Genomic DNA, 17350 nt, shown 5'->3' with positions numbered 1-17350 from the left:
TACCAGCGGCGGCACAAACCCCCGGCATAAACGGCCGCCGGTTCCGCCTGCGACAAGGAGGGCCAGTGGCACAGAGCGTTGCCGGGCATTGCGCCGACGTCGAGGAACTGCTCCGTCACGCGGCACGGGGCTGCCTCGCCGGGAGCGAGACGGTGGCACTGGCCTCAGCCCTCGGGCGGGTGCTGGCCGCCGATGTAGCCGCGCCGATGAGCTTGCCGCCCTTCGCGAACTCGCAGATGGACGGCTACGCGGTCCGCAGCGCGGAGACCGCCGGCGGCGCCGAGCTCGCCGTGGCGGCGGCGATTCCCGCCGGGCATGCCGCCCCGGCGCTGCCGCCGAACGCGGCCGCACCGATCATGACGGGGGCCATGCTGCCCGAGGGGGCCGACGCCGTCGTGCCGATCGAGGAAGCCGTGCCGGACGCCTTCCTGGCCGAGGGCGAGGGGGGCACGGTCACGCTGCCGGAAACCCCGGCCGGCCGGTTTGTCCGCCCGGCCGGCAGCGATATTGCCGCCGGCGACGTCGCGCTGGCGGCCGGAACGGTGCTGAGGGCGCCGCAACTGGGCCTGCTCGCCGCGCTCGGCCTGGCCTCCGCCGAGGTGCGGCCGCGGCTGCGGGTGCTGCTGCTGAGCACGGGCGACGAGGTGGTGGCCGCCGGCACACGGTTGGAGGCCGGGCAGATCTACGATGCCAACAACACCATGGTGGCGGCATCGCTGCGGGAGGCCGGCTGCGAGGTGGTGTTGAGCCGGATCCTGGCCGACTCGGCGCCGGAGTTCCGCCGCCGGCTCGACGACGACCTGCGCCGCCACGGCGCCGACCTCGTGCTGACCTCCGGCGGAATCTCCAAGGGCGCCTTCGAAGTGGTCCGGCAGGCGCTCGAGCCCGAAGGGGTGGCTTTCGGCTCGGTGGCGATGCAGCCGGGCGGACCGCAGGGCGCCGGCCGGATCGGTGACGCGGTCTTCCTGGCCTTCCCGGGCAACCCGGTCAGTTGCCTGGTCTCGTTCGAGATGTTCCTGCGGCCCGCGCTGACGGCCGTGCTGGGAGCCCCCGCACCGCGGACGGTGCTGCGCGCCCCGCTGGCGGAAGCCGCGGAGTCGCCCGCCGCCAAACACCAGGTGCGGCGCGGCCGTTACGACGGCGAACGGGTGCAGTTGGTGGGCGGGGCAGGGTCCCATTTGGTGCACGCGCTGGCGCAGTCCAATGCGCTGGTCCACCTGCCCGTGGGGATGGAGCGCGCCGAAGCCGGCCAAGACGTGGAAATATGGCTGCTATGAGCGAAGCAGAACGCCTGACCCACGTCCGCGAGGACGGCACGGCGCACATGGTCGATGTCAGCGGCAAGGACGAAACCACCCGGGAGGCGACCGCGCAGGCCGTGCTCACCACCCGCCCCGACGTGGTCGAGCTCCTGGCCGCCGGATCGCTGCCCAAGGGCGACGCGTTGGCCGTCAGCCGGGTGGCCGGGATCATGGCGGCCAAGCAGACGCCGCAGCTGATCCCGCTGTGCCATCCGCTGCCGATCAGCAAGGTCACCGTCGACTTTTTCCCGGCCGCGGAGTCCGTGCGGATCGAGGCGACGGTGAAGACGCGATCGGTCACCGGCGTGGAAATGGAGGCACTGACCTCCGCCTCGGTGGCAGCGCTGAGCCTGTACGACATGATCAAGGCCGTGGACAAGCACGCGGTCATCTCCGACATCAAGGTGCTGGCCAAATCCGGGGGCAAGAGCGGGGACTGGGCGCTGTGAGCGCCAGGACCGCCGGCATCATCGTTGCCTCCACCCGCGCCGCGGCCGGCGCCTACGAGGACGAATGCGCGCCGTTGATTTCCGAGTGGCTGGCCGGACACGGCCTGGCCGCCGGCGTCCCGCAGATCGTCGCCGACGGCGAACCCGTCCGGCAGGCGCTGCGGAAGATGCTCGCTGCCGGGCCCCGGGTCATCGTCACCAGCGGAGGCACCGGACTGGCCGCCGACGACCGCACCCCGGAAATCACCGCCGTCGCGCTGGAACGGGAACTGCCGGGCGTGATGGAAGCCATCCGCGGCTACGGGCGGACCAAGACCCCGCTGGCTGCGCTGAGCAGGGGCGTGGCCGGAACCGCCGGGTCCACCTTCGTGGTCAACCTGCCCGGATCTCCCGGGGGAGTGCGCGACGGGCTGGCCGCCCTGGATCCGCTGATCGGCCATATCTGCGCGCAGCTGGAAGGCGATACCGACGCCGGCCACTCCTGCTAGGCGCCGCCCCTGCCGGTCAGGGGATACTGGAACCATGCAGCTGATGAGAGGACAACGATGACCAGCACGGTGCTGTATGCCGCGGTGACCGGTGAAGCAATCGACGTGGGGGAGGCGGCCGCAGCGGTGGATTCAGCCGACTGCGGTGCCGTGGTCAGCTTCAGCGGCGTGGTCCGCAACCACGACGGCGGCCAGGCCGTGACCGCGCTTTCCTACTCCGCCCACCCCAGCGCCCAGCGCGTGATCGCCGAGGTCGCGGGGCAGATCGCCGCGGAGCACCACGGCGTGCGGATCTGGGTGGCACACCGCACCGGACCGTTGGCGATCGGGGATCCGGCCCTGGTCGCCGCCGTCGCCTCGGCGCACCGCGCCGAAGCCTTTGCCGCCTGTTCAGAGCTGGTGGACAGGATCAAGGAAGAGGTCCCGGTCTGGAAGGAACAGCACTTCGCCGACGGCAGCACCGAATGGGTGGGCATCGGCCATTGACATCCTCCCCCGTACTAGGTGACGGGGATTCCTCAGGCAGGCGCATGTGCGACCGCTCGCAGGGTGGTTCCTGCTTCGTTGGGGTGGGCCGGCGCTGACGCCGGGCTTACCTTCCCTCCACAGGCGTTTAGGGTCTCCGCATGTCCTGCGGCGACTCGCATCAGGTTTACTGCGGCGTTGTTGTCTCGGTCGTGCACTGCCCCGCATCGGCAGGTCCAAGACCTGACCTTCAGTGGTTTGGTTTCGCCGATGATCCCGCACGCCGAGCAGAGTCGGGTGGATGGGAATGACCGTTCCGCCTTGATCAGGGTGCGTCCGGCCTCAGTGGCTTTTTCCGCGATCAGCCGCAGGAGCATACCCCAGCCGGCGTCGTGGACGGATTTGGCCAGCCGGGTCCTGGCCAAGCCCGTAATGCCCAGGGTTTCGGCACCGATGACTTGGTTTTCATTAACGATCCTGCGGGCAAGTTTGTGATGGTGGTCGGCCCGGGTCTCCCGGACCTTGCGGTGGAGGACGGCGACCTTGCGGCGCGACTTCTTTCGGTTCGCCGAGCCCTTCTGTCGGCGGGCCAGCTCTTTTTGGGCCTTGGCCAGCTTGGCAAGCTTCTTCTTCAGGTGCCGCGGGTTCTCAATCTTTTCACTGGTGCCGTCGATGTACGCAATCGCGGCAAGGTGCTCCAGGCCAAGATCGATGCCGGCCACTTTGTGCTTTGGCCCGGGGCGGTGGACCGAGGCCACCTCGACCACGAACGAGGCATAATAGCGGCCGTCCGCTTCCCGGATGAGGGTCACGCTGGTCGGCTCTGAAGGCAGCGGCCGGGACCAGACGACCCTCACTGCACCGATCTTGGGCAGCGCCAGCCGGCCCCCCGCCGGGACCCGTGTTGGTCCAGCCGCCCTTGACTCGGAACCGTGCGTTACCAGTAAACCGGGCCGCCTGTGTGCCATCCCGCCGGGACCTGAACCGCGGGGCACCCACCCGACGACCCTTGCGGCGGCCTGTGACGGAGTTGAAGAAATTCCGGTAGGCCCTGTCGGCATCGGCCAGCGCTTGCTGCAGCGGAATCGCCGACACCTCAGCAAGCCACGCCCGCGCCGGGGTCTGCTTCGCAGCCGTCAGCTCCCGGGACAGTTCCGCGGCAGACGGAAGCCTCTCACCCTGTTCACGGGCGGCTCGGCGGGCAGCGATGGCATCGTTGAACACCACCCGTACGCAACCGAACAGCCGGGCCAGATGCTGCTCCTGATCCGGCGTCGGGTAGGCACGGTAGCGGTAACGCTTCGACACGCTTCCAAGATATTTGTTGCCTATGACAAAAACGGTGTATCCCAAAGGAAATCCGGTGCTCCGAGGACAGCCCCCGTTTTGTACCTAACCAAAATGCGGCGGCGGGGGATCTGAAGAGATCCCCAAACGTGATCCCTGTCGCAGTTAGAGCCCGCAGTTCCGGAAACCGGAACGGCATTACCGGAACTCCGGGCGGCGCCAGTCCGGGTGATACTTCGCCGGATCCGTCGATGACACCCTCGCTGGACGTCATCCGAGAGTACATCGAGCAACAAGTACGAACAGGCTGACATCGCCCGCGACGTCTATACCCCCAACTGAATTTGGCGCACAGCGGCGCATTCAGTAGCGATACGCTGGAGGGCATGACTGAGCAACTTGCCGTGGCCGTGCTGGGCGCCGGCGGACGGATGGGCAGCGAGGCCGTCAGGGCCATCCAGACCGCCCCCGACCTGGACCTGGTGGCCGCGCTGAAGCGGGGCGACGCGCTGGAAGAACTGGTGGCCGCGGGGACACAGGTCGTGGTGGACCTGACCACGCCGGACAACACCGAGGCCAACGTCCGCTTCGCCGTCGAGCACGGCATGCACGCGGTGGTCGGCACCACCGGCTGGGACCAGGCCAAGCGGGAGTCGTTGACGGAGCTGCTGGAACAGCACCCTGGAACGGGCGTGCTGATTGCCCCCAACTTCGCGCTCGGTTCCGTGCTGGCATCAGCCTTCGCGGCCACCGCAGCCAAGTACTTCGAATCGGTGGAGATCATCGAGCTGCACCACCCGGACAAGGTGGATGCACCCTCCGGCACCGCCGTCCGGACGGCGCAGCTGGTGGCCGCCGCCCGCCAGGACGCAGACGTCCCCGCCGGCCCTGACGCCACCACCAAGGCGCTCGACGGAGCCCGCGGCGCCGACGTTGACGGCGTGCGCGTGCACAGCGTGAGGCTGCGCGGCCTGGTGGCGCACCAGGAAGTGCTGCTCGGCGGGCCGGGCGAACAACTGACCATCCGGCACGATTCGTTCGACCGCGCCTCCTTCATGCCCGGCGTCCTGCTGGGCGTGCGGACCGTCACCGGGCGGCCCGGACTGACCTACGGACTAGACGGGTACCTGGAACTTCCATGAGCAACACCGGACACACGGGCCCCGCAGCGGACGGCGGCAACGGCAGCATCGGCTGGTATGCCCGGCACGGAGCCAAGATCTGGGTCGGTGTGATCATCGTCCTGCTGGTGGGCTACCTGGGAGCCACGCTGCAGCGGGCCTGGCTGATGCTCACCGAACCCGACCCCGTGGCCAAGGGCCTGGGCGTCGCGCTGGTGGTCCTGCCGGTCATCGGGGCCTGGGCGCTGAGCCGGGAACTGCTGTTCGGCTCGCGGATGTCCAAGCTGGCCCGGACCCTGGAAGCCGAAGGAGGGTTGCCGGTGGACGACCTGCCGCGCACGCCCGGCGGGCGCATCGTGCGGGAGGCGGCCGACCGGGAGTTCCTGGTGTACAAGGCCGAGGCCGAGGCCGCGCCGGACGACTGGCGCAGCTGGTTCCGCCTCTCGTGCGCCTATGACGCTGCAGGGGACCGCAAGCGCGCCCGCGAGTCCATGCGCCACGCCATCACCCTCAGCCGCTCCTAAACCGTTCAGCGGCCCCGGCTGCCGGCCGGCCGGAGTGCCTCGCGGGTCAGCCGCGCCGCGGTGGAGGTCACCAGTTCGAACGGTCCGCGCCACCCCAAGGCCAGGAAAGCCATGCCCACCGCCACCGCCGCCAACGCCTGCCACAGGTAGGCCGGAAGTTCCGGAGCGGCCGGCGGCAACGCGCTGACGACCCAGACGTGGGCAGAGTAGAGGGTCAGCGTCATGGCGCCGGCGCCCGCGAGCGGCAGCAGCAGCCACGGCAGCCGGGAAGTCAGCAGCAGGCACACCGCCAGGACCGCGGCGGAGGTGCCCACCGTGTGCAGCAGGTCAAAGGTCGTTCCGGAATGCGGCGACGCGCCGCCCAGCCACCACCACGAGCCGCGTTGCTCGATCCAGCTCATGTTCACCTGGTACACCAGATCGAAGTCCGGCCGCCGTGCCGCTTCGGTCGCCGCTACCTCCGCATAACCGCCGAGCCGGTCCATCAGGAACCAGGAGCCGGCCTTGGCGGCCACGGCCAGCACCGCGCCCACCGCCAGCAGCCCGAGCTGCACGCCCGTGCGTTGCAGTTCCATGCGCCCGATCAGCAGGCCGGCCAGCAAATACCCGAGCCACTGCACCACGGGATAGTAGCCGGTGAGGAAAATGTCGCTGAGCAGCGTAGCCGGCGTCAGCAGGTCGTAGACCATGGGGTTGTGGCCCAGCTCGGCCGGATGCACGGCCGCTTCGGCCAAGGGCCGCAGCAGGTGGGCCAGCACCGGCGAGAAGACGATCCAGCCGGCCGCCCACAGCGCCAGCACCCCGCGGCGCAGCTGAAGGAACGGCAGCGCACACAGGAACAGGACGCCGTAGTGGACCAGGATCACCGCGACGTTTACTTCCAGCGCGCCCAGCAGCATGCCGACCGTGGCAATGAGCAGCGCACGCACGGCAATGCCCCCGCGGTCCGCGGCAAGGCTCCCGCCGCGGTGGCCGCGGCTGCCGCCGGTGAGCAGCGCCAGCCCGACCCCGGCCAGGACCGCGAACAGCGCCGACGAGCGTCCGGAGAGCACCAGGCCCACGAAGTTCGGCTGCGGATCCGTGCCGGCGGTCCACGGCGAGAAGATGTGGGTCGCCATCATGCCCAGCAAGGCGATGCCGCGGGCCGCATCAATCCCGGCAATCCGCGGGCGGGTGGAACCTGGGCGCATGCACCGATAATCTCACAGCCGGCGGGGAGGCGGCTGTGAACCCAACGGCCGGCGCACGATACCGTGAGGGAATGAACAGGTTCCAGAACCCGGCTGCCGCGCTCACGGAGCGGCCATGATGGGATTCGCAGTCAACGGGGACGACGGCGTGCGGCTGGCTTTCGAGGACACCGGCACCGGGGAGCCGCTGCTGCTGGTCCATGGAACCGCCCTGTCCAAGGCCACCTGGCGGGGGCTGGGCTACCAGCGTGCCCTCAAACCGCGGCACCGGGTGATCTCCCTGGACATGCGCGGGCACGGCCGCAGCGACAAACCGCACGATGAGGGCGCCTACACGATGGAGCGTTTCATGGGCGACGTCGAAGCGGTGCTGGACGCCTGCGGGCTGGAAAGCGCGGACTACTTCGGTTATTCCTTCGGCGCACGGGTCGGACTCGCGATGGCCGTTTACCGGCGGGAGCGCCTGCGTTCGCTCACGATGCTTGGCGGAACCCACCGGAGCATGGCCGGCCAGGTCGGCAAGCTCTTCTTTCCCGACTATCTGGACGCGCTGGAGACGGGCGGGATGGAAGAGTTCCTCCGCCGCTGGAACGAGCGCCGCGCCGTGCCGGTTGACGCGGCCACCCGGCAGGCCTTCCTGGCCAACGACCCGGCAGCGCTTGCCGCCTACTTCCGCGCGGGCGAAGAGCTGCCCGGCCTCGATCCCCGCCAAGTCCAGCGGATCCGGTTACCCGTCCTGCTGATTGCCGGCAGCGAGGACCACCCCCGCGCCGCGGAATCGCGCCAGGCCGCCGCCTTGCTGCCCGACGGACACTTTGCCGAGCTCCCGGGCCTGGACCACGCCGGGTGCCTCTCCGCCCAGGACGACGTGACCGCCTTGCTGACCGATTTCCTGGGCCGCGTCCACACGCCCCGCTGACGAACCCGGGCTGCGCGCCCCGGGCTTGGCGGAGCCACGGCACGTGACGTGTAACTCTGTGTCGCGCCTTGTACGCCATTGCTGATCGGGCCGTCGGACACGGTAACGTTTTCCCTATGGTTGAGTCTGACGTTCGTGAGTATCCTTTCGGCACCATGGTCACCGCTATGGTCACCCCCTTCACGGAGGAGGGCGAGGTCGATTACGGGAAGGCAGCCGAACTGGCGGACAAGTTGGTCCAGGACGGTTCCGACGGACTCGTCGTCACCGGCACCACCGGCGAGACCTCGACGCTCACCGACGATGAGAACGAGGGAATGTTCCGGGCCGTCGTTGAGGCAGTGGGCGGACGGGCCAAGGTGATTGCCGGGTCCACCACCAACGACACCCGCCACTCGATCAGCCTCTCCCGGCGCGCCGCCAGCGCCGGCGTGGACGGACTGCTGATCACCGCCCCCTATTACAACAAGCCCAGCCAGGCCGGTGTGCAGGCCCACATCGAAACCATCGCTTCGGCCATCGGCCTGCCGGTCATGGTCTACGACATCCCCGGCCGCGCCGGCATCAACATCGAGACGGAAACCCTGATCCGGCTGGCGGAGCATCCGCTCGTCGTCGCGCTCAAGGACGCCAAGGCGGACTACGCCGCAACCACCCGGGTCCTGGCCAACACGGACCTGGACGTCTACGCGGGCGACGACGGCCTGACGCTGCCGCTGATGGCGGCCGGCGCCGTCGGCGTGGTCAGCGTGAGCGCGCACGTGGCCACCCGGCAGTTCCGGGAACTCGTCGATGCCGCACTGGCGGGGGACTTCGCCACCGCACGCCGGCTCCACTTCGAACTGGACCCGATCATCCGGGCGGTGATGACACACATCCAGGGTGCGGTCGCTGCCAAGCAAATCTTGAAGTGGCAGGGCGTCCTGCCGAATTCGGTGGTCCGGCTCCCGCTGGTGGAACCGACGGAGGCCGAGCTCGCGCCGGTCCGCGCCGACCTGGCCGAGGCCGGCCTGGCGCTGGGGGTCTGACCACCCTATGAGCGAATCCACCATCACACAGCTGCGCACGCCGCCGCTGCTTGAACCGGGGACGCTCCGCATTGTTCCGCTCGGCGGACTCGGGGAAATCGGCCGCAACATGGCGGTCTTCGAGATCGACTCCAAGCTGCTGGTGGTCGACTGCGGCGTGCTGTTCCCGGAAGAGCACCAGCCGGGAGTGGACCTGATCCTGCCGGACTTCTCGTACATCGAGGACCGGCTCGACGACGTCGTCGGCGTGGTCCTTACCCACGGGCATGAAGACCACATCGGCGCGGTCCCGTACCTGCTGCGGATGCGGCAGGACATCCCGCTGATCGGTTCCCGGCTCACCCTGGCCCTGGTCGAGGCCAAGCTGGCCGAGCACCGGATCAAACCGCATGCCCTCACCGTCACGGAGGGCCAGATCGAGCAGTTCGGTCCCTTCGAATGCGAATTCGTGGCGGTCAACCACTCGATCCCGGACGCCTTGGCAGTCTTCATCCGCACTGCGGCCGGCACGGTGCTGCACACCGGCGACTTCAAGATGGACCAGTTGCCGCTGGACGGCCGGATCACCGACCTGCGCGCGTTCGCCCGGCTGGGGGAGGAAGGCGTGGACCTCTTCATGGCCGACTCCACGAACGCCGACGTCCCCGGCTTCACCACGGCGGAGAACGAAATCGGCCCGGTGCTGGAGCGTTTGTTCGGCCAGGTGCAAAAACGCATCATCGTCGCCTCCTTCGCCTCCCACGTGCACCGCGTGCAGCAGGTGCTCGACGCCGCCGCGGCCCACGGCCGGCACGTGGCGTTCGTCGGCCGCTCCATGGTGCGGAACATGGGCATCGCGGCCAAACTGGGCTACCTGAACGTTCCCGACGGCATCCTCGTGGACCTGAAAAACGTCGAGGACTTCCCGGACGACCGGATCGTGCTGATGTCCACCGGATCGCAAGGCGAGCCGATGGCGGCGCTGTCCCGCATGGCCAACGGCGACCACCGCGTCCAGGTCGGCGCGGGGGACACGGTGATTCTGGCGTCGTCGCTGATTCCGGGCAACGAGAACGCCGTCTTCCGGGTGATCAACGGGCTGCTGAAGCTTGGCGCCGACGTCATCCACAAGGGCAATGCCAAGGTCCACGTGTCCGGCCACGCTGCCGCCGGCGAACTGCTGTACTGCTACAACATCCTGCGGCCCAAGAACGCCCTGCCGGTGCACGGTGAGACCCGCCACCTGATCGCCAACGGCCGGCTGGCCGAGCAGACCGGCGTGCCCGCCGCGAACGTTTTGCTCGCGGACGACGGATCGGTCGTCGACTTGAAGGACGGCACGGCACGCATTGTCGGCCAGATCGAATGCGGCTACGTGTATGTGGACGGATCCAGCATCGGCGAAATCACCGACGCCGACCTCAAGGACCGCCGGATCCTGGGCGAGGAAGGCTTCATCTCCGTCATCACCGTGGTGAACCGCAGCACCGGCCAGATCGTCTCCGGCCCCGAAATCCATGCGCGCGGGTTCGCCGAGGACGATTCGGTGTTCGACGACATCAAACCCAAGATCATCGCCGCCCTGGAAGAAGCCGTGGTCAACAACATGGACCACACGACGTACCAACTGCAGCAGGTGGTCCGCCGGGTGATCGGCACCTGGGTCAACAAGCGGCACCGCCGCCGGCCGATGATCGTTCCCGTGGTCCTGGAGGCCTGATCCCGCAACCGGCGCAGCCGATCCGCCGGGGCGAAATCCCGCGGATGACGCCGGACAGCCGGTAACCTAGCCACTATGGCGACTCGTACTTCCCCTGCCCGAAAAGGCACCCAGCAGTCGCGCGGTAAGGCTACAGGCACCACTGCGCGCTCCTCCTCGGGGCGTTCCAGCAAGACCAAGGTGCTCGACGTGCAGCCCCAGGAGGAGCAACTGCCGCTGCTGGCCCGGCTGATCCATGGGCTGTGGATGGGCGTGGCGCGTCCGGTGGCGGCGGGCGTCCGGAAGCTGGGCCCCGATGTGCGGCCCGATCCCGCACTGCGCCGCGACGGCACCGGCTTCTTCCTGCTGCTGTTGGCCGCCTGCGTGGCCACGGTGGAGTGGTGGGCGCTTGACGGCTGGTTCGGAAACGCCGTGCATGCCATGGCGGGCGGGACCTTCGGCTGGATGGCGCTGGTGTTGCCGGTGCTGCTGCTGATCATGGCCGTGCGCCTGATGCGCTACCCGGAGGACTCGCCCGCCAACAGCCGCATCTCCATCGGCCTCATCCTGGCGCTGGCGTCCGGTTCCGGGCTGGCCCACGTCATCGGCGGGCAGCCCGCGCTGGCCGACGGCTTCGATGCCCTGTGGGCGGCCGGCGGCATGGCCGGCTTCCTGCTTGCCGCACCGCTGGCGGCGGTCAACCTGTGGCTGCCGGTCGCCTTCTACGGGCTGCTGGCCTTCACCAGCATCCTGATCGTGACCGCCACGCCGTTCCGCCACATCCCCATGCGCCTGCGGATGCTCTACGAGCACCTGATGGGCCAGGACCCGTCGGCAGAAGCCGGGCACCGGCCGGCCACCGACGGGCATGACCAAAGCTACCTCTACGCCGATGACCCGGCCAAGGAACGCAAGCCGCGGCGCAGGCTGTTCGGCAAGCGCAAGACCGAAGAGGCCGAGGGCGCCGACGACGAAAGTTTCTACTTCGACGAGGCGTTCGAAACACCGGTGATTGAGGCCGAGGAACCTGAGGAAGAAGCCGGAACGGAGCAGGCGGCACCGGCCGTGCCGCCGGGGGTGCGCAGGCCCACCCAGGCCGAGCTCGCCGTCGAAAAAATCAAGCGCAACCAGGGGCTGGTACCCGAGGGCGCCACCGAGGCGTTGCCGGTGCTGCCTGCCGCCGCGCCGGCGGCCGCAGCCCCCACCGTCCCGTCCAATCCGGTGCAGCCGCAGCCGCCGACCACCCCGATCCCGCAGCGCACCGAGCAGTTGCAGTTGGCCGGGGACGTCGCCTACACCCTGCCGCCCTCGGATTTCCTGCCGCCGGGTCCGCCCTCGAAGGAACGCTCGGAGGCGAACGACGCCGTCGTCAAGGCGCTGACCGAGACGCTGGACCAGTTCAAGGTGGACGCGAAGGTGACCGGGTTCTCCCGCGGCCCGACGGTGACCCGCTACGAGATCGAGCTGGCGCCGGGCACCAAGGTCGAACGGGTCACGGCGCTGTCGAAGAACATCTCCTACGCGGTGGCCAGCTCCGACGTGCGCATCCTGTCGCCGATTCCCGGAAAGTCGGCCATCGGCATCGAAATCCCGAACACGGACCGCGAGACGGTCTCGCTGGGCGACGTGCTCAGGTCGAACAATGCCCGCAAGACCGAGCATCCGATGGTCATGGGCGTGGGCAAGGACGTGGAGGGCGGCTTCGTGCTGGCCAACCTCGCCAAGATGCCGCACCTGCTCGTCGCGGGCGCCACCGGCGCGGGCAAGTCTTCGTTCGTGAATTCGATGATCACCTCGATCCTGATGCGCTCGACGCCGGACGAGGTGCGGATGGTCATGGTGGACCCCAAGCGCGTGGAACTGACCGCGTACGAGGGCGTGCCGCATCTGATCACGCCGATCATCACCAATCCGAAGAAGGCAGCCGAGGCGTTGCAGTGGGTGGTCCGGGAGATGGACACCCGCTACGACGACCTCGCCAACTTCGGCTTCAAGCACATCGATGATTTCAACAAGGCCGTGCGCAACGGGAAGGTTGTGCCGCCGGCCGGGTCCAAGCGCGTGATCAAGCCCTACCCGTACCTGCTGGTGATCGTGGACGAGCTCGCGGACCTGATGATGGTCGCCCCGCGGGACGTTGAGGACTCCATTGTCCGCATCACCCAGCTTGCCCGCGCCGCCGGCATCCACCTGGTGTTGGCCACCCAGCGGCCCTCGGTGGACGTGGTGACCGGCTTGATCAAGGCCAACGTCCCGTCGCGGATGGCGTTCGCCACCTCGTCGGTGACCGACTCCCGCGTTGTGCTCGACCAGCCCGGCGCCGAGAAACTGATCGGCCAGGGCGACGCCCTGTTTCTGCCGATGGGCGCCAACAAGCCCATCCGCGTCCAGGGGGCCTGGGTCTCCGAATCGGAAATCCACCGGGTGGTGGAACACGTCAAGGGACAGCTGCAGGCCGTCTACCGGGAGGACGTCGCCGTCGAGGCGCCGAAGAAGCAGATCGACGACGACATCGGAGACGACCTGGACGTGCTGCTGCAGGCGACCGAACTCGTGGTCACCACGCAGTTCGGCTCGACGTCGATGCTGCAGCGGAAGCTGCGCGTGGGCTTTGCCAAGGCCGGCCGCCTGATGGACCTGCTCGAGTCCAGGGGCGTGGTCGGCCCCTCCGAGGGCTCCAAGGCACGCGACGTGCTGGTCAAGCCGGACGACCTGGCCGCGACGCTCGCCGCTATCCGGGGCGACGAGCCGCCGGCGGCCGCCCCGGGCGAGCCGAGCGAAGCCGATTCGCTGACGGAGGCGCTGGCAGAGAACGCCAACGCGAACCACGGTTTCGACGGCCCGCGTGACTTGGTCGCCGAGGACCTGGACTCCCGGCCGCAGGCGGAGGACTATTACGACGGCGACGATTCAGGGTCCGAGGACGCCTGGAGCCTGACCGGGCGCTGACGAACGTGCCGCACGCCCGGACGGCGGCTGAAGGGGCACGGCAGGCGGGTAGCCTTGAAACCGTGACTGATTCAGTGTCCCGGCCCGTGCCCCTGCTCAATATCGCCAACGTCCTCACCACGGTGCGGATCCTGCTGGTTCCGTTTTTCATCTGGTTCCTGCTGGTCGACGCCGGAGCGGGGCAGCTGTTCCGGTGGCTGGCCGTGGTGGTTTTTGCCATCGCGATCTACACCGACAAGCTTGACGGCGACCTGGCACGGTCCCGAGGCCTGATCACCAACTTCGGCAAGATCGCCGACCCGATCGCCGACAAACTCCTGATCGGCTCGGCCCTGATCCTCCTGTCGGTGCTGGGCGACCTGCCGTGGTGGATCACCATCGTCATCCTGGTCCGGGAGCTGGGCATCACCTTGCTGCGTTTCGTCGTCATCCGCTACGGCGTCATGCCGGCCTCGCGCGGCGGCAAGCTGAAGACCGTACTGCAAACCTTGGCGATCTTCCTTTTCCTCCTGCCGCTGGAGGCATGGCTCGGAGCCTGGGCCGTCTGGGCGGCCTTTGCCGTCATGGCTGTCGCCGTCGTCGTCACCGTGGTGACCGGGGTCGACTACGTGGTCAAAGCCGCGGCGCTGCGCCGTACTGCCCTCGCGAAGACACAGGGCCGGCAGTGAACCACACACCCGCGTCCGAGGTCGTAGGCGCCGCCATCGCAGCGAAGGTGACGTTGGCCACCGCCGAATCCCTGACGGCAGGAATGGTGGCGGCGGAGCTGGCCACCGTGCCGGGAGCTTCGGGTACGCTCCAGGGCGGTGTCGTGGCTTACCAGAGCCGGATCAAGACGACGGTGCTCGGCGTCGACGCGGGGCTGTTGGCGCGCGAGGGCGCGGTCACGGAAGCGGTCGCGTGCCAGATGGCCGACGGCGCCAGGCGCGTGTTGCAGGCGGACATCGCGGTGTCCACCACCGGAGTGGCGGGACCGGAACCGCACGGCGGACGGGATCCAGGAACCGTGTGGGTCGGCGTTGCGTCCCCGGCAGGCACGCGGGCCGTCGAGTTCCGCTTCGAGGGGGACCGCGCCCACATCCGGCGGCTGGCGTGTGAAGCCGCCATCGATGAACTGGGCCGCGCGATCGACGCGGCCGCGGGCCTGGCGGTAACGCGGATTCGGGCCCGGGAACAAAAACTTTGATTCAGTAGTTATCAAAGGGTGTCAGCAACTGTTACGTTGTTGGCCTAGGCTTTGAAGACAGCGGCGCAGGCCGCACACCTCATGAGGGAGCAAGGCGATACAGATGGTAAAGCAGCCCGTGTCCGTAAACGGTGTAGTCCGTTGGCGTGATGTGGGATTGGCCGAAGAACCGCGCACGGAGCAGAAGGAGCGCAAAATGGTGGTGCTACGACACGAAATTGGCGACGTCCTCCGCGATGTCCGGCAGCGTCAGGGACGTACCCTTCGCGAAGTGTCGCACAGCGCCCGTGTCTCCCTTGGATACCTGAGCGAAGTCGAACGCGGTCAGAAGGAAGCCTCGTCGGAACTCTTGTCCTCGATCTGCTCGGCCTTGGACGTTCCCCTGTCGCACATGCTCCGGGAAGTCAGCGACCGCGTCGCTGACGCCGAGGGCGTTGTCATCCCCGACACCGTTCCGCAGGAACTGTCCCGGGAGTTTGTCGGGGCCATTCCCGACGAGCTGCCCGACGAGCTCCGCGGATTGGCTTCCGCCCGCTACTGACCCCAAAACCTGAACCGGCCGGTTTCGCCTCCGTGGCGGAACCGGCCGGTTTTGTTGTACCCGCCGGTGTCCGCGGGCCGCGCCTGCCCGTCGACCGGAACTGCTGCTAGTGGACCGGCGGCTCGTTCGCGTACGAAGCGTTGAGCCGGTCCAGCAACTGTCCCAGCGTGGACAAGTCTTCGACGGACCAGTCGCCAAGACGCTCGTGGAAGGCGACTTTGCGGGCGGCCTGTGCCTCGGCCAGCTTCTCCAGCCCGGCAGGAGTCAGGGTGATCGATTGGGCCCGCCCGTCCAGTGGATCCGCCTCCTTGCCTACCAGTCCCAACTGCTCCAGCATGGCGATCTGGCGGCTGACAGAGGGTTTGCCAACGCCGATGGCCGCCGCCAGTTCGGTCAGGCGCATGGAGCGCTCCCGCTGGAGGATCAGCAGCAGCCCGTAAGCGGCAGGCTCCATATCCGGGTGGACGTTCCGCGCCACCCGGTGCGAGTTCGCCCTGGCCCGGCGCCAGAGCAGGCTCAACTGCCGTTCAAGAGCTTCGATGGCCGCATCGAACCCTGCATCTGCGCTGCCTGTGGCATGGTCTGTCATGGGCTAATTGTAATGAGCGGGATGCAGACGAAGGGCAAGGGCGGCGTGACGCGCCGGATGCGCCGGCGGCTGGCGCTGAATCCGGGTCGCGACCGGTTGTTACCGGACGCACCCGTGAGAAGATGGACGCGTGCGAACCAGTGACTTCTGGCGGTTGATGGACGATGAATTCGGTCCCGCGTACTCGCATGTCCTCGCTGCCGATCTGGTGCTGGGGCAACTCGGGGGCCGTACCGCGGCGGAAGCTCTGGCCGCAGGAATCCCGCCTAAATCCGTGTGGCTGGCCCTCTGCGATGTCCAGGACGTTCCCCCGGAACGGCGCTGGGGCAAGGACCGCGAGCCGCGCGGCTGAAACAGACACGCCCGCGCACAAAAGCCGATATGTTCGAAAGTGTGTTCGGATCCCGCTAAACTTCTACACAGACCCCCGGGTGGACGGATTATCCACACGCTCCGCTGCCGATCCCATATTGTCCGAACCGGCGGTTACGGTCGGAAGACGTCAAGACAAAAAGGCCCGAGGGCCGCAAGAGACTGAGGTGAACAATGGCCGCACCAGCTGACCGCGAGAAGGCACTGGAAGCTGCGCTGGCGCAGATCGACAAGCAGTTCGGCAAGGGGTCGGTGATGCGGCTCGGTGACGACACGCGCGCCCCCATCGAAACGATCTCCACCAGCTCCATCACCTTGGACGCGGCACTGGGCATCGGCGGTTTGCCGCGGGGCCGCGTGGTGGAAATCTACGGTCCGGAATCTTCCGGCAAGACCACCGTGGCGCTTCACGCCGTGGCCAGCGCGCAGAAGAACGGCGGCATCGCAGCCTTCATCGACGCCGAGCACGCCCTGGACCCCGAATATGCCAAGAAGCTTGGCGTTGACACCGACGCCTTGTTGGTATCGCAGCCGGATACCGGCGAGCAGGCCCTGGAAATCATGGACATGCTGATTGGTTCCGGCTCGCTGGATATCATCGTGATCGACTCCGTCGCAGCCCTCGTGCCCCGCGCGGAAATCGAGGGCGAAATGGGCGACAGCCACGTTGGTCTCCAGGCGCGCCTGATGAGCCAGGCCCTGCGAAAGATCACCGGGCGGCTCAGCCAATCGAAGACCACGGCGATCTTCATCAACCAGCTGCGCGAAAAGATCGGCGTGTTCTTCGGCAGCCCGGAGACCACCACCGGCGGTAAGGCGCTGAAGTTCTATGCCTCGGTGCGCATCGACGTGCGCCGGATCGAAACCTTGAAAGACGGCGCCAACCCGGTGGGCAACCGCACCCGGGCCAAAATCGTCAAGAACAAGATGGCCCCGCCTTTCAAGCAGGCAGAGTTCGACATCCTCTACGGTCACGGCATTTCCCGCGAGGGCAGCCTGATTGACATGGGCGTGGAGCATTCGCTGGTCAAGAAGTCAGGCGCCTGGTTCACCTACGACGGTGACCAGCTGGGCCAGGGCAAGGAAAACGCCCGTAAGTTCCTGATCGACAACCCGGACCTGGCAGATGAACTGGAGCGCAAGATCCGGCAGAAGCTCGGGATCGACCCCGTACCGGACAGCGGAGAAGAAGGCGGGCCGAAGCTCAAGGCCGTCGACGGATTCTAGGTGGCCCGCAGGCACGGTCCGGCCGCCGGGCCCACG

At 68.0% G+C, this 17350-nt stretch carries 18 protein-coding genes and 1 pseudogene; 15 read left to right on the top strand and 4 right to left on the bottom strand.

Annotated elements, in window-relative coordinates:
- The first annotated feature begins 65 nt into the window (after positions 1 to 65).
- The 4 genes from AC5RUK_RS12060 to AC5RUK_RS12045 are packed head-to-tail and all read left to right on the top strand — an operon-like array spanning position 66 to position 2724.
- Positions 66 to 1277, top strand: coding sequence for a molybdopterin molybdotransferase MoeA (locus tag AC5RUK_RS12060; RefSeq protein WP_494152313.1), 1212 nt, complete (start codon positions 66 to 68; stop codon positions 1275 to 1277).
- Positions 1274 to 1750 carry a cyclic pyranopterin monophosphate synthase MoaC gene (moaC, locus tag AC5RUK_RS12055; RefSeq protein ID WP_494107919.1) on the top strand — a complete coding sequence of 159 codons (477 nt, stop codon included), beginning with the start codon at positions 1274 to 1276 and terminating at the stop codon, positions 1748 to 1750. Before AC5RUK_RS12060 ends, moaC begins: the two co-directional genes overlap by 4 nt.
- The gene (locus tag AC5RUK_RS12050) at positions 1747 to 2238 is read left to right on the top strand and encodes a MogA/MoaB family molybdenum cofactor biosynthesis protein (RefSeq protein WP_494152312.1); all 492 of its coding nucleotides are present in this window, start codon (positions 1747 to 1749) and stop codon (positions 2236 to 2238) included. The genes moaC and AC5RUK_RS12050 overlap by 4 nt, the downstream gene beginning before the upstream one ends.
- 57 nt (positions 2239 to 2295) lie before the next feature.
- Entirely contained in the window at positions 2296 to 2724 is a 429-nt protein-coding gene (locus tag AC5RUK_RS12045; RefSeq protein WP_494107917.1) for a molybdenum cofactor biosynthesis protein MoaE, read from the top strand.
- A 32-nt stretch (positions 2725 to 2756) separates the two neighbouring features.
- Here AC5RUK_RS12045 and AC5RUK_RS12040 read toward each other — a convergent pair whose 3' ends face one another.
- Entirely contained in the window at positions 2757 to 3671 is a 915-nt protein-coding gene (locus AC5RUK_RS12040) for an RNA-guided endonuclease InsQ/TnpB family protein (RefSeq protein ID WP_494152311.1), read from the bottom strand.
- A 217-nt stretch (positions 3672 to 3888) separates the two neighbouring features.
- Positions 3889 to 4011 (bottom strand): annotated as a pseudogene (locus AC5RUK_RS12035) (helix-turn-helix domain-containing protein); the annotation flags it as partial.
- A 365-nt stretch (positions 4012 to 4376) separates the two neighbouring features.
- Here AC5RUK_RS12035 and dapB point away from each other — a divergent pair.
- A complete protein-coding gene (gene dapB / locus AC5RUK_RS12030) occupies positions 4377 to 5132 on the top strand; it encodes a 4-hydroxy-tetrahydrodipicolinate reductase (protein ID WP_494152310.1) in 756 nt (251 codons plus the stop codon).
- Entirely contained in the window at positions 5129 to 5635 is a 507-nt protein-coding gene (locus AC5RUK_RS12025) for a tetratricopeptide repeat protein (RefSeq protein ID WP_493988179.1), read from the top strand. Before dapB ends, AC5RUK_RS12025 begins: the two co-directional genes overlap by 4 nt.
- A 5-nt stretch (positions 5636 to 5640) precedes the next feature.
- Here AC5RUK_RS12025 and AC5RUK_RS12020 read toward each other — a convergent pair whose 3' ends face one another.
- Positions 5641 to 6825, bottom strand: coding sequence for a heparan-alpha-glucosaminide N-acetyltransferase domain-containing protein (locus AC5RUK_RS12020; RefSeq protein ID WP_494152309.1), 1185 nt, complete (start codon positions 6823 to 6825; stop codon positions 5641 to 5643).
- A gap of 115 nt (positions 6826 to 6940) precedes the next feature.
- Between AC5RUK_RS12020 and AC5RUK_RS12015 the strand changes: the two genes are divergently transcribed.
- The 7 genes from AC5RUK_RS12015 (at position 6941) to AC5RUK_RS11985 (ending at position 15126) form a co-directional block, all read left to right on the top strand.
- Entirely contained in the window at positions 6941 to 7744 is an 804-nt protein-coding gene (locus tag AC5RUK_RS12015; protein ID WP_493988181.1) for an alpha/beta fold hydrolase, read from the top strand.
- A 116-nt stretch (positions 7745 to 7860) separates the two neighbouring features.
- On the top strand, positions 7861 to 8772 hold the full coding sequence (gene dapA, locus AC5RUK_RS12010; RefSeq protein WP_493988182.1) for a 4-hydroxy-tetrahydrodipicolinate synthase: 912 nt from the start codon (positions 7861 to 7863) through the stop codon (positions 8770 to 8772).
- 7 nt (positions 8773 to 8779) lie between these two features.
- Complete coding sequence (locus tag AC5RUK_RS12005; RefSeq protein ID WP_493988183.1) at positions 8780 to 10471, top strand: ribonuclease J; 1692 nt, start codon at positions 8780 to 8782, stop codon at positions 10469 to 10471.
- Between the two features lie 75 nt (positions 10472 to 10546).
- Entirely contained in the window at positions 10547 to 13399 is a 2853-nt protein-coding gene (locus tag AC5RUK_RS12000) for an FtsK/SpoIIIE family DNA translocase (protein WP_494152308.1), read from the top strand.
- Between the two features lie 62 nt (positions 13400 to 13461).
- On the top strand, positions 13462 to 14067 hold the full coding sequence (gene pgsA, locus AC5RUK_RS11995) for a CDP-diacylglycerol--glycerol-3-phosphate 3-phosphatidyltransferase (protein ID WP_494152307.1): 606 nt from the start codon (positions 13462 to 13464) through the stop codon (positions 14065 to 14067).
- Entirely contained in the window at positions 14064 to 14585 is a 522-nt protein-coding gene (locus AC5RUK_RS11990; protein WP_494152306.1) for a CinA family protein, read from the top strand. The genes pgsA and AC5RUK_RS11990 overlap by 4 nt, the downstream gene beginning before the upstream one ends.
- Before the next feature lie 103 nt (positions 14586 to 14688).
- Positions 14689 to 15126, top strand: coding sequence for a helix-turn-helix domain-containing protein (locus AC5RUK_RS11985; RefSeq protein ID WP_493977754.1), 438 nt, complete (start codon positions 14689 to 14691; stop codon positions 15124 to 15126).
- A gap of 106 nt (positions 15127 to 15232) precedes the next feature.
- Here AC5RUK_RS11985 and AC5RUK_RS11980 read toward each other — a convergent pair whose 3' ends face one another.
- Positions 15233 to 15715: a MarR family winged helix-turn-helix transcriptional regulator gene (locus AC5RUK_RS11980; protein ID WP_493977755.1), complete on the bottom strand. Its 483-nt coding sequence runs from the start codon at positions 15713 to 15715 to the stop codon at positions 15233 to 15235.
- Positions 15716 to 15845: 130 nt separating this feature from the next.
- Between AC5RUK_RS11980 and AC5RUK_RS11975 the strand changes: the two genes are divergently transcribed.
- Positions 15846 to 16067 (top strand): DUF3046 domain-containing protein, encoded by a 222-nt coding sequence (locus AC5RUK_RS11975; protein ID WP_493988188.1) that lies wholly within the window; start codon positions 15846 to 15848, stop codon positions 16065 to 16067.
- 194 nt (positions 16068 to 16261) lie between these two features.
- Positions 16262 to 17314, top strand: a complete 1053-nt coding sequence (recA, locus tag AC5RUK_RS11970) for a recombinase RecA (protein WP_493988189.1) — start codon at positions 16262 to 16264, stop codon at positions 17312 to 17314.
- The last annotated feature ends 36 nt before the right edge of the window (positions 17315 to 17350 follow it).

The sequence above is a fragment of the Arthrobacter sp. Y3223065 genome (genome assembly GCF_059090885.1).
This window is presented reverse-complemented; position numbering and strand designations above follow the sequence as displayed.

What these genes read in the sequence shown, in the direction of transcription:
- moaC (WP_494107919.1), top strand. Translation starts at nt 1,274, where the DNA reads ATGAGCGAAGCAGAACGCCTGACCCACGTCCGCGAGGACGGCACGGCG.
- AC5RUK_RS12045 (WP_494107917.1), top strand. Translation starts at nt 2,296, where the DNA reads ATGACCAGCACGGTGCTGTATGCCGCGGTGACCGGTGAAGCAATCGAC.
- AC5RUK_RS12040 (WP_494152311.1), bottom strand. Translation starts at nt 3,671, where the DNA reads ATGGCACACAGGCGGCCCGGTTTACTGGTAACGCACGGTTCCGAGTCA.
- dapB (WP_494152310.1), top strand. Translation starts at nt 4,377, where the DNA reads ATGACTGAGCAACTTGCCGTGGCCGTGCTGGGCGCCGGCGGACGGATG.
- AC5RUK_RS12025 (WP_493988179.1), top strand. Translation starts at nt 5,129, where the DNA reads ATGAGCAACACCGGACACACGGGCCCCGCAGCGGACGGCGGCAACGGC.
- AC5RUK_RS12020 (WP_494152309.1), bottom strand. Translation starts at nt 6,825, where the DNA reads ATGCGCCCAGGTTCCACCCGCCCGCGGATTGCCGGGATTGATGCGGCC.
- AC5RUK_RS12015 (WP_493988181.1), top strand. Translation starts at nt 6,941, where the DNA reads ATGATGGGATTCGCAGTCAACGGGGACGACGGCGTGCGGCTGGCTTTC.
- dapA (WP_493988182.1), top strand. Translation starts at nt 7,861, where the DNA reads ATGGTTGAGTCTGACGTTCGTGAGTATCCTTTCGGCACCATGGTCACC.
- AC5RUK_RS12005 (WP_493988183.1), top strand. Translation starts at nt 8,780, where the DNA reads ATGAGCGAATCCACCATCACACAGCTGCGCACGCCGCCGCTGCTTGAA.
- AC5RUK_RS12000 (WP_494152308.1), top strand. Translation starts at nt 10,547, where the DNA reads ATGGCGACTCGTACTTCCCCTGCCCGAAAAGGCACCCAGCAGTCGCGC.
- AC5RUK_RS11985 (WP_493977754.1), top strand. Translation starts at nt 14,689, where the DNA reads ATGGTAAAGCAGCCCGTGTCCGTAAACGGTGTAGTCCGTTGGCGTGAT.
- AC5RUK_RS11980 (WP_493977755.1), bottom strand. Translation starts at nt 15,715, where the DNA reads ATGACAGACCATGCCACAGGCAGCGCAGATGCAGGGTTCGATGCGGCC.
- recA (WP_493988189.1), top strand. Translation starts at nt 16,262, where the DNA reads ATGGCCGCACCAGCTGACCGCGAGAAGGCACTGGAAGCTGCGCTGGCG.